This window comes from Roseibium sp. MMSF_3412, assembly GCF_030733265.1.
Lineage (GTDB): Bacteria > Pseudomonadota > Alphaproteobacteria > Rhizobiales > Stappiaceae > Roseibium.
In genome coordinates, this window is the sequence record NZ_JASHJI010000004.1 from 416,098 (window position 1) to 425,124 (window position 9,027).

Annotated in this window: 8 protein-coding genes and 1 pseudogene; 3 read left to right on the plus strand and 6 right to left on the minus strand. The window is 61.4% G+C overall.

Annotation, left to right across the window (positions count from 1 at the left end; translation table 11 throughout):
* Positions 1 to 27: 27 nt before the first annotated feature.
* Both RBB49_RS10760 and RBB49_RS10765 read right to left on the minus strand, forming a co-directional pair.
* Positions 28 to 1,281: an FAD-binding oxidoreductase gene (locus RBB49_RS10760; protein WP_306142761.1), complete on the minus strand. Its 1,254-nt coding sequence runs from the start codon at positions 1,279 to 1,281 to the stop codon at positions 28 to 30.
* Positions 1,282 to 1,284: 3 nt separating this feature from the next.
* A complete protein-coding gene (locus tag RBB49_RS10765) occupies positions 1,285 to 2,976 on the minus strand; it encodes a thiamine pyrophosphate-binding protein (protein WP_306142762.1) in 1,692 nt (563 codons plus the stop codon).
* A 158-nt stretch (positions 2,977 to 3,134) separates the two neighbouring features.
* Between RBB49_RS10765 and RBB49_RS10770 the strand changes: the two genes are divergently transcribed.
* Positions 3,135 to 3,833: a GntR family transcriptional regulator gene (locus RBB49_RS10770; protein WP_306142763.1), complete on the plus strand. Its 699-nt coding sequence runs from the start codon at positions 3,135 to 3,137 to the stop codon at positions 3,831 to 3,833.
* 43 nt (positions 3,834 to 3,876) lie between these two features.
* Here RBB49_RS10770 and RBB49_RS10775 read toward each other — a convergent pair whose 3' ends face one another.
* Both RBB49_RS10775 and RBB49_RS10780 read right to left on the minus strand, forming a co-directional pair.
* Complete coding sequence (locus tag RBB49_RS10775; RefSeq protein ID WP_306142764.1) at positions 3,877 to 4,620, minus strand: aspartate/glutamate racemase family protein; 744 nt, start codon at positions 4,618 to 4,620, stop codon at positions 3,877 to 3,879.
* Between the two features lie 189 nt (positions 4,621 to 4,809).
* A complete protein-coding gene (locus tag RBB49_RS10780; protein WP_306142765.1) occupies positions 4,810 to 5,511 on the minus strand; it encodes a Crp/Fnr family transcriptional regulator in 702 nt (233 codons plus the stop codon).
* A 127-nt stretch (positions 5,512 to 5,638) separates the two neighbouring features.
* Here RBB49_RS10780 and RBB49_RS10785 point away from each other — a divergent pair, with 127 nt between their 5' ends.
* Positions 5,639 to 6,151: a FecR domain-containing protein gene (locus RBB49_RS10785; RefSeq protein WP_306142766.1), complete on the plus strand. Its 513-nt coding sequence runs from the start codon at positions 5,639 to 5,641 to the stop codon at positions 6,149 to 6,151.
* Entirely contained in the window at positions 6,148 to 7,986 is a 1,839-nt protein-coding gene (locus RBB49_RS10790) for a CHASE2 domain-containing protein (protein ID WP_306142767.1), read from the plus strand. Before RBB49_RS10785 ends, RBB49_RS10790 begins: the two co-directional genes overlap by 4 nt.
* A 114-nt stretch (positions 7,987 to 8,100) precedes the next feature.
* Here the strand turns inward: RBB49_RS10790 and RBB49_RS10795 are convergent, their stop codons facing one another.
* Positions 8,101 to 8,670 carry a cytochrome b gene (locus tag RBB49_RS10795; protein WP_306142768.1) on the minus strand — a complete coding sequence of 190 codons (570 nt, stop codon included), beginning with the start codon at positions 8,668 to 8,670 and terminating at the stop codon, positions 8,101 to 8,103.
* Positions 8,671 to 8,934: 264 nt separating this feature from the next.
* A pseudogene (locus tag RBB49_RS10800) lies at positions 8,935 to 9,027 on the minus strand (carbon monoxide dehydrogenase); the annotation flags it as partial.

Here is a 9,027-nt window from a genome sequence, read left to right on the forward strand (position 1 = left end):
GGGACACGCTGCTTGCGTATCGCCGGTCTAGAACCGCTGCGGATCATAGGCCGACAGGTCAATATTCTGACGGTCTCCAGAGATGAGACCCGCCAGAATGCGCCCGGTCTTGGGACCGGCCGTAAGGCCGACGTGATGGTGCCCAAAGCCGGCAAAGACGCCAGATGCCCCGATTTCTCCGATCAGTGGCAAACTGTCGGAAGGAGCCGGACGATGACCAAGCCAGCTCTCTTCCTTTTCGAACGTCAATTTCGGAAATGTCTGCGCAACCGTCCTGCGCAGCAGGTCGAGCGGTGCCCTGGACGGCCCTGCCTCCAGTCCACCGAATTCAACAACGCCGGCGCATCTGAGCCCGGCTTTCATCGGTGTCGCCACAAACTTGCCCGTGGTCACCATCATGGGCGTCGCCGGACCGTTCTCGGCGTCCTGCAACACGATGTGGTAGCCGCGTTCGGATTCCAGCGGCACCGCAAGACCAAGCTTCTTCGCCAGGGAGCCGGACCAGACACCGGTTGCCAGAACCACCTGGGTGCAGTCGATGTCGTCGCCATCCGTGATGACCCGCGTGACCCGGCCGTCGGTGAAGGTGAAATCCTTTACCTCGGCCTGAACGAAAGCGGCCCCCAGCTTTCCGGCCTCTTCTGCAAGCGCTGCAACATAGCGGCCCGGATCGCGAACGAAGCCATGATCGTGCATGACCGCCAGCAGTTGCATGTCCTCCGAAAGGTTCGGCTCATATTCGCGAACCGCATCGCCTTCCAGAATGTCCGGCTCGAAACCGGCCATGCGACGGATCATCCAGGTGTATTTGTCTGCCTCAAACGCGTCACGCGACGGATAGACGAAACTGTAATCGGAATGAACCAGCCAATCCTCGGCGCCGGTCCCCTTGGCCAGCGCATCGTGCTGCGACGGAGAATCGTAAAGGATCGGCGCAAGGCCCTCCGAAATACGGCGGGTGTCGCTGTCATTGGCATGCGACAGGTATTTCAGCAGCCACGGCGTCAGTTTCGGCAGATAGGACCAGCGCAGGAACAGCGGAAAGTCCGGATTGAGCAGCATCCTCGGGCTTTTGCGTACCAGACCCGGCGCCGTCACGGGCGCAACGGAACAGGCTGCGAGAACCCCGGCATTGCCGTAGGAGGTCGATGCCGACGTGCCCGCCTCGACGCGATCCACGATGGTGACGCTGATACCAGCCCGGCGCAGCCAGATTGCCGTTGAAACGCCGACAACGCCGGCTCCTATCACAACAACATGGGGAGACGCAGCCGGGCCCATCGCTCACCCCATCCAGCGCCGCACCGGGGCGGCGGCTTCTTCAAGCGGCTGACAGATCACATCAACAAGCGTCGGTCCCTCGTGGGCCATGGCATCACGCATGACCGCTTCCAGATCCTCGGCCTTCTCGACCTTCCAGGTCTTCAAGCCGAATGCGGCGGCCACGGCCGCCTGATCGGTCCGATTGAAATCGACGTTGTAATAGCGTTTGTCGCAGTCGGCATACTGGCTCGCCTTGATCCAGCCGAAAGCGGAATTGGAAAAGACGACATAAGTGATCGGCGCCCCGGACCGCACAACGGTCTCCAGCTCGCCGCAGGCGAATGCGAAAGACCCGTCCCCCATCATGGCAACGACCTTCTTGTCCGGACGGCCGTACCATGCGCCGAGCGCGGCCGACAGCGAATAGCCCAACGCGCCGTGTGCGCGGTTGGTGATGTACTGACGGCCAGCGTGCTGTTGCTGCGAATAGGCATTGTAATAGGGGCAGCTTGTTCCAGGATCCGAAACCACGATCGCATCATGAGGAAGGGTTTTGTTCAAGGTGTCAATGATTTGTTCGGGAATGATCAGGTCCGCATCGCTTTGGACCAGCGCCTGGAACTTCGCAAATTTCCGCTCCTTGATATCGGCGACCGTTGCCGCGCCGCCGAAGGAAGGAAGCGCGCCTTCGCGCGTGTCGAGACAGGCGTTGACCGCTCTCAAGGCCAGCTTCAGATCGGCGACAACGCCGACCTCGGTCGGATAATTTGCACCGATCGTCATCGGGTCGCTGTCGAAATGCACGATACGCTGACCCGGTTTCGGCGCTTCCCAGCGGGAGGTTGTCGTGGACCCTGCGCGGCAGCCCATGAAAATCACGAGGTCGGCGGCTTCCATCATTTCCCAGGTTTCGTCCGTTCCCCCGTTCGACCCGACAACGCCGAGCGAGAGCGGATGGGTATCGGCAAGGGACCCCTTGCCGGATATCGAGGTCGCCACCGCGAGATCCAGACGGCTGGCAAGCCGGTCCAGTTCGTCCGTTGCGCCTGCGATCACGACACCACCACCGCAGACGATCAGCGGCGACCTTGCCGTCAGGATCGCCTCGACCGCCGCCTCGGCCGCACCGGGTTCCGGCGCGGCGCGATAGGATGGAAAGGTGCCGAGCCTGGCGTCCGCCCAGATGTCGTCGGCCGGAACCGGATCGTATTGAATGTCGTAGGGAAGCCCGAGATGCGAGGACCCCGGACGGCCGGTCGTCATGGCGCGGAAGGCCTGCCGCACCATGCGCGGGATGTGATCGGCCCGCCTTATGACCGTATTGAACTTGGTGAGAGGCCGCATCAGCGCCTCCTGATCGACCTCGGTCAGCGGATACTTGCCGTAGGATCCGACCGATATGTCGGTGGTGATCGAAAGCACCGCGTAAGAGCTTTCATTGGCCTCGATCAGGCCGGGCAGGATGTAGGTCGCGCCGCCGCCTGAGGGTCCCTCGCACACACCGACGCGTCCGGTGACGCGGGCATAGGCGTCGGCCATGTAGGTCGCGCTGCGCTCATCGCGCGTGAGGACATGGGTGATGCCGTGGTCAAGAGTGTGCATGGCGTCGTAGAACGGCAGCGTGGTGTCGCCGCAAAGTCCGAAAATATGACGCACACCGTGGGCCTCCAGGGACCGCACCATCGCCTCAGCGCCGTTCAAACTGTTTTGCACCATAACCCCCGGAATAGACGCCTATCAGGTGAGCTTTTTAAGCTGCACTCAATATTGTATACAGCTCTGTAGGCAAATGTGAAGGCGCAAATGTTCACAAAGCGCGGTTTTTGATCTATCAGGGAACGAACGGACAGAATGTGCACGGCGGGACCACAATGACAAAGCGCCTCAGCAGCGTTGACCGCGTCTACGAGACGCTGCGCGACATGGCGATCAATTTCGACTTCAAGCCGGGCGAGCGTATCAATGAATCCGCCTTGACCACGAAGCTCGGCGCAAGCCGCACACCACTGCGCGAAGCCCTCAACCGCCTCGTCGCGGAAGGGTTCCTGACGCTTGCGAAGGGACAAGGTTTTTTCTGCCGCCCGCTGGAACCGGCCAAGGTGCTGGAGCTTTACCAGGCCCGCTGCGCCATCGAGACAGAGGGCATCATCCGGGGCATCGAGAACGCCAGTGACGCTGAGATCCAGGCGCTTTGCGACTATCTCGACGAATTCGAGAAGACCTATTTCACCTCAACCGACCTCACCGAAGTGCTGCAACAGGACGAGGAGTTTCATCTCCGCCTCGCCGCCCTTTCCGGCAATGGCGAATTGGTCAGGCTGCTCAGCAATCTGAACGAACGCATTCGCTATGTGCGCCTGATCAATTTCCGGCAGATCCGCGAGCAGATGGAAGACGGTGCACAAGAAGATCCGTCCCTGCCCGCGCATCGCAAGATCGTCGACGCGGTGAAGAACAGGGACACCGACACCGCCGTGACCGCGCTCCGCAGCCACATCGAACGGCGCAGCGAGGAAACCATCGAACTCGTCCGCCTCGCCTATTCGCAGCTCTACGTGCCGAGTTTTTAGGGCGGCAGATTCAACGCAGGTTTTGAAACGGAGCGAGCGACTCTTACCGCCAGCGCGGATCGTCCAGCTCGTCCGGGAACCTTGCAGGCGCAAGGCTTTGCTGGAACCAGAGAACATAGTTGTAGATGGAATAGACAGGCAGACCGGTCAGCCGGCGGATATCGGCCGCGTAGGGGACCATGTTGGTGCATTCCAGGACGATGGCGCCGATGCCCTCATGTTTTGAAACAAGTTCCCGGGCCGCATTGCACATGTCCGCGCGGCAGGCGGCAAAGTCGATTTCAGGCGCATCGCCGAGAATATCCCGCGTGAACACGCTGCCGCCTTCGGTTCCGACAACAGGTGTATCCAGCGGGACATTGGCTGCCGCCAGATGATCCGGCGTGAGCGTCTCGCTCGAAATTGTCAGGATGCCGACCCGCTTGCCGGGCGGCAATGTCGACTGCACCATGGGAACCTGCATCAGCGAGGACGTGGCCAGGGGCACGTCAATCTCGCGGGCCAACTGGTCCTGAAGGATCGACAGGAAGCCGCAATTCGTCGTGATGCCGTCGCAGCCGCTGGCAACAAGGTCCTTGGCTGCCGCAATGAAAACCTCGAGGAGCGGGCGCGCGTCGGACCTGACAACGAGATCGGGCGACGCCCCACGAACCACACGGTACTGAACCGGAAACGGCCAGGTCAGGGCATTGCCCATATCGCCCGGAATGCGCGGAAAGCGCGTTTCCAGCATCAGAATGCCGACATTTGCACCATAGACGGTCTTGCCGCCGCGCTGAACTGTCAACGGGTGTTCCTTCCCACTCAGTGAACCATGGTTTTGAAATATACAAATTTGAACGCAGGCCTGTATACAGAAATTTCCTGCGTTGCTGAATTCTCCGGTAAGTCAGCGGCACGAGGTGCCACACACTTGGCGTTTCCATTCCCGAACACGGCGATACAGCCCTCATGCACGAACCGGTGCCGATGGCGGTCACTCACCTTCAGCAAGGTCTTCCAGGGCGTCGCGGTTATCGATGATCAGCCAGCCGTCGCGCAGCGTGACCAGTTCCGCCTTCTGCCATCTTCGGAGGCATCGATTGACGTTCTCACGGGTGTTGCCGATCATGCCCGCCAGCTCGGACTGGGACTGGGACAGTTTCTTCAACGGTTTTTCCGGCGACCCGGGAGCGGCCTCGGTCAACCGGATGACGAGCCGCGCAAGACGCGCGGGCAGATCCAGGAACGCGATCTCGATCATGCGCTCGTCGGACCGGCGCACCCGCTGGCACAGCAGTTCGATGAGGTGAATGGAAAGGTCCGGATTGCGGCCGAGCACATCCAGCAACGATCTTCTTTCCAGAACGATCAGCGTGCAATTCGTGAGCGCCTTGACGCTGGCCGAACGTTCGCCGCCGTCCAGCAAGGCGATTTCCCCGAAAACGTCCCCGGCCTGCAGGTCGTTCAGCGTGATTTCCCGTGCGCTTGGCGTCAGCATGCTGACGCGCACCGCGCCCTCGGCGATCGCCATCATGCTCTGGCCCGGATCGCCCATGGAGAAGATCACGTCTCCCGACCTGAAGCGTTTCACATAGGCAAAAGCCGCCAGTTCCCGCCGCGCCTGATCATCGAGCGCTTCGAACACGAAACTCTTGCCGAGCAGTTTCTCCTTGTCGAATTCACGGTCGGCTTCCATGTTCTAACCTCTTTCTGCCTATATTTGACGCAATTGGCTGCTTACAACTTTAAGCACGGTCTGCTACCGACATGCAGGTATGCTACCAATCGAGCCCGTTTGAAAAGCTATTTCCGAAGAGGTGACAATGAGAAACTTCGTTCTGCCAGCGTTGCTCTCGCTTCTGGTCGTCGTGTTGCCTCACATCGCGGCGGCGCAAACGCTTGCGGGATGCACCGCAACCGACCTCACAGACCCGCCCCGGATCGCCTATCAATGCCCGGGCGGTCTTGTCATTGAAGCGGAAGCCGCAGCTGCGCTCGGCATCGTGACGGCCGCGCCCGACGGCCGGCCCACCGATGTCGAAGTCTCGTCAGACGCGGTCCTGATCGAGGTTGAACCGGGCAGCGGCCCGTTCCAGATCCGGACACCGCATGCGATTGCTGCCGTGCGCGGGACGGAATACGCCGTCGATGTCGAAGGCGGCAAGACAGCCGTTTTTGTCGCCGAAGGCGAAGTTGCCGTCTCACGGACCGATGGCAGCGACACTGTCGTTCTCGGCCCCGGCTTTGGTGTCGACGTCACCCCGGGTGAACCCTTGGTGGTGCGCGAATGGGGCGCACAGCGTGTCACGAACCTGCTGAACCGCTTCGGACGATGACGTCAGCGCTGCCGCGCTGGGTTGCCGCCATCGCGCTTTTGTCCGGTCTGATCTGGGCCGGACTTCTCGGCCAGCAGCATCTTGCCGGCAAGGCAAGCGTCATCGACCGTTTCGAGACGGTGCTCCTGGATCTGCGGGTCACGCTGGCCGGCCAAAGGCCCGCGCCCAGGGACATAACCATTGTCGCAATCGACGACAGAACGGTTTCGGAGGCCGGCACCTATCCGCTCAGCCGGAAAACGCTTGCCGAACTGATCATGAAAATCGGCGAAGCGGGTGCCGCGTCGCTCGCGGTCGACATTCTCCTGTCGGGCGCATCGACGGAAGCCGATGACGCTGCGCTGGCGGCGGCTCTTGAAACGCTTCCGACGGTTATCGCGGTTGCTGCAGAGGTAAGCGGAACGGAACAGACGGCAAGTGCGATTCCCGTCGTTCGCGAAGCGCTTGGTCCCGATGCCCGGTTCGCGAAAGCCGCCACCGAGGGTCTCGTCAACATCGTGACCGATGGCGGCGGCACGCCACGGCACATACCGGCGCTGTTCCTGTCCGGATCCGGCCTGCAACCGTCGTTCAGCCTCAAGGCGCTGGAACGCTTTTCCGGAAAAACGCCGAGCATCACCGAGGAGGGGGTCCGGATCGGCATTCGCGAGCTGCCCCTTGATCTCGGATGGCACCTTGCCCTCAACTATTATGGTCCGGCCGAAGCGATTGAAACGATCAGTGCAGCAAGCCTCTTGAGCGGTGACCCGGTCGATCTTCGCGGCCGTCTTGCGGTTCTCGGCGTCACGGCAACAGCCGTCGGCGACCGGTTCGCGACCCCTTTCGACCCGGTCATGCCGGGTGTGGAGGTGCAGGCAACGGGCATTGCCAATCTTCTCGACGGGTCGGCACTCATGCGCACCGGCGCAATTCGCCTCGCCGACGCTGCAGCGGCGCTGACGATCACGCTTCTGGGTCTCGTAGCCGTCGCTTTTCTGCCGCTCGCGCCGGCGGTCATTTTCTACATGGCCCTGCTCGCCGGCTGGCTTGTCCTCACGATGATCCTGTTCGGGCAGGGGCAGTGGCTGAACGCGGCGCTTCCCTTTGCCGCGAGCCTGCCTCCGGTGGTCGCACTGCTCTTGTTGCGCCAGGTGTTCGAACGCCTCAGGTCACAGAAGCTGGCGCGCGCCAGGGAAGCGCTGAGCCGCTTTCAGTCACCGAAACTTGCCGGCCGTGTTGCCGAAGACCCCACTTTTCTTGCCGTGCCCAAAGAGCAGACCGCCGCGATGCTGTTCATCGACCTGTCGGGCTATACCGGTCTCAGCGAAGCGCTCGGGCCCGTCAGAACAAGAGACTTCCTGAAGGACTTTCACACCATTGTCGTCGATGTCGTCAGCCAGTGCGACGGCGTCGTGCTCGACTTCATGGGCGATGGTGCCATGCTCGGGTTTGGTGTTCCGGAGGCGTCTGAAGACGACCCGGCGAATGCAGCGCGGTGCAGCTTTCTTCTTGAGCGGGCCGTGCGTGACTGGATCGACGATGCAGGCATGGGGGCACGTATCAGCCGCGTGCGGGTGGGTGCGCATGCGGGGCCGGTGGTGCTCTCGCGCCTCGGCCATGACAGCCAGCAGCAGATCGCGGCGACGGGAGACTGCGTCAACGTGGCCAGCCGCCTTCTGGAAGTTGCCAAGGACCACGACGCATCGGTCGTGCTCTCATCCGATCTGATGCGCACCGCCGGCATGACCGGAACGGAATACGCACCCCCGCGCCAGGTCACCGCCGCGATCCGTGGCCGGCAGCAGGACCTGACCGTCGGCCTGTGGCGATCAGGCGAACATCCGCCCGGTTTCTGAATGCTGCCCATACCGGATGACGCGCATGGGTTCTTCGTGCGGGATCACGAAAGGTGGCGGCCGGCACTCCAATGTACCGGCCGCCCACGCGCTTCTTCGATGCAGCCTCAAGGGCTAAAGTATCTTGTAAAGTGTCTTGTCTTTTTTAAGCATGTGGTGAAACAGAACCGCACCGATGTGAAGCGCGAAGAGAGCGAGCAGGATCCAGGCGCTCCATTCGTGAATGGCGGACAGCGTCCAGGCAATGTCGGGGCTCTTGCCGATCGGGCTCCAGACCTGAAAAATCCCGAACCAGTTCAGAGGAAAGCCGTGCGCGTTGGTTGCCAGAAAACCGGAAACCGGCATGATGATCAGGAAGGCATAGAGAAGACCGTGAACCGTTGCTGCGGCGATGCGCTCGATGGCCGGACCCTCGTGCGGCGGTGCCTTGGAGACAAGCTTGTTGCCGACCCGCAGAAGCATCAGCCACAGGATCATGAACCCGAAGCTTTCGTGCAGCAGGTAGAAGCTCGAGACAACGTCCTTCTTGGCAAAACCGATCATGAGACCAAGCGGCCAGGTCAACAGCACAAGCACGGCCACGGCCCAGTGAAGCAAACGGGCGGCGGAGCCGTAGCGGGGCGTTGCAATGTTCAGATCCCCTGATTGGACCGGCTGGTCGTTTGCAGTCACGTGCGCTGACATCTTTCTCTCCTGCTCTGCGGAAACGGGTTCCCTCGATATCCGGCAATCCTGACAGGATTGACTGAAGATACCGTTGAACAGGTGCACGACCTGCCCTTCCGACACGTCGAAGATAGCGATCAAAAGGCACGGCGACCTGTGACGCACGGCACAGGGGAAGCCTTGTGGCTCAGATCCGGGTCTGAGGCCGGGTTTCGAAGGGTGCAAAAGAAACGGCACCCGCAGTGCAGGTGCCGCCTCAGAATGACTAATTGTTTGTTTTCGTCAGCCTGCTTTTTGGACGGCTCGTTTTGCCATGACGGTGACGAGGTTTGCGCGGTAGGCGGCGGAGCCGTGCAGGTCGTGCAGCATGGAGCC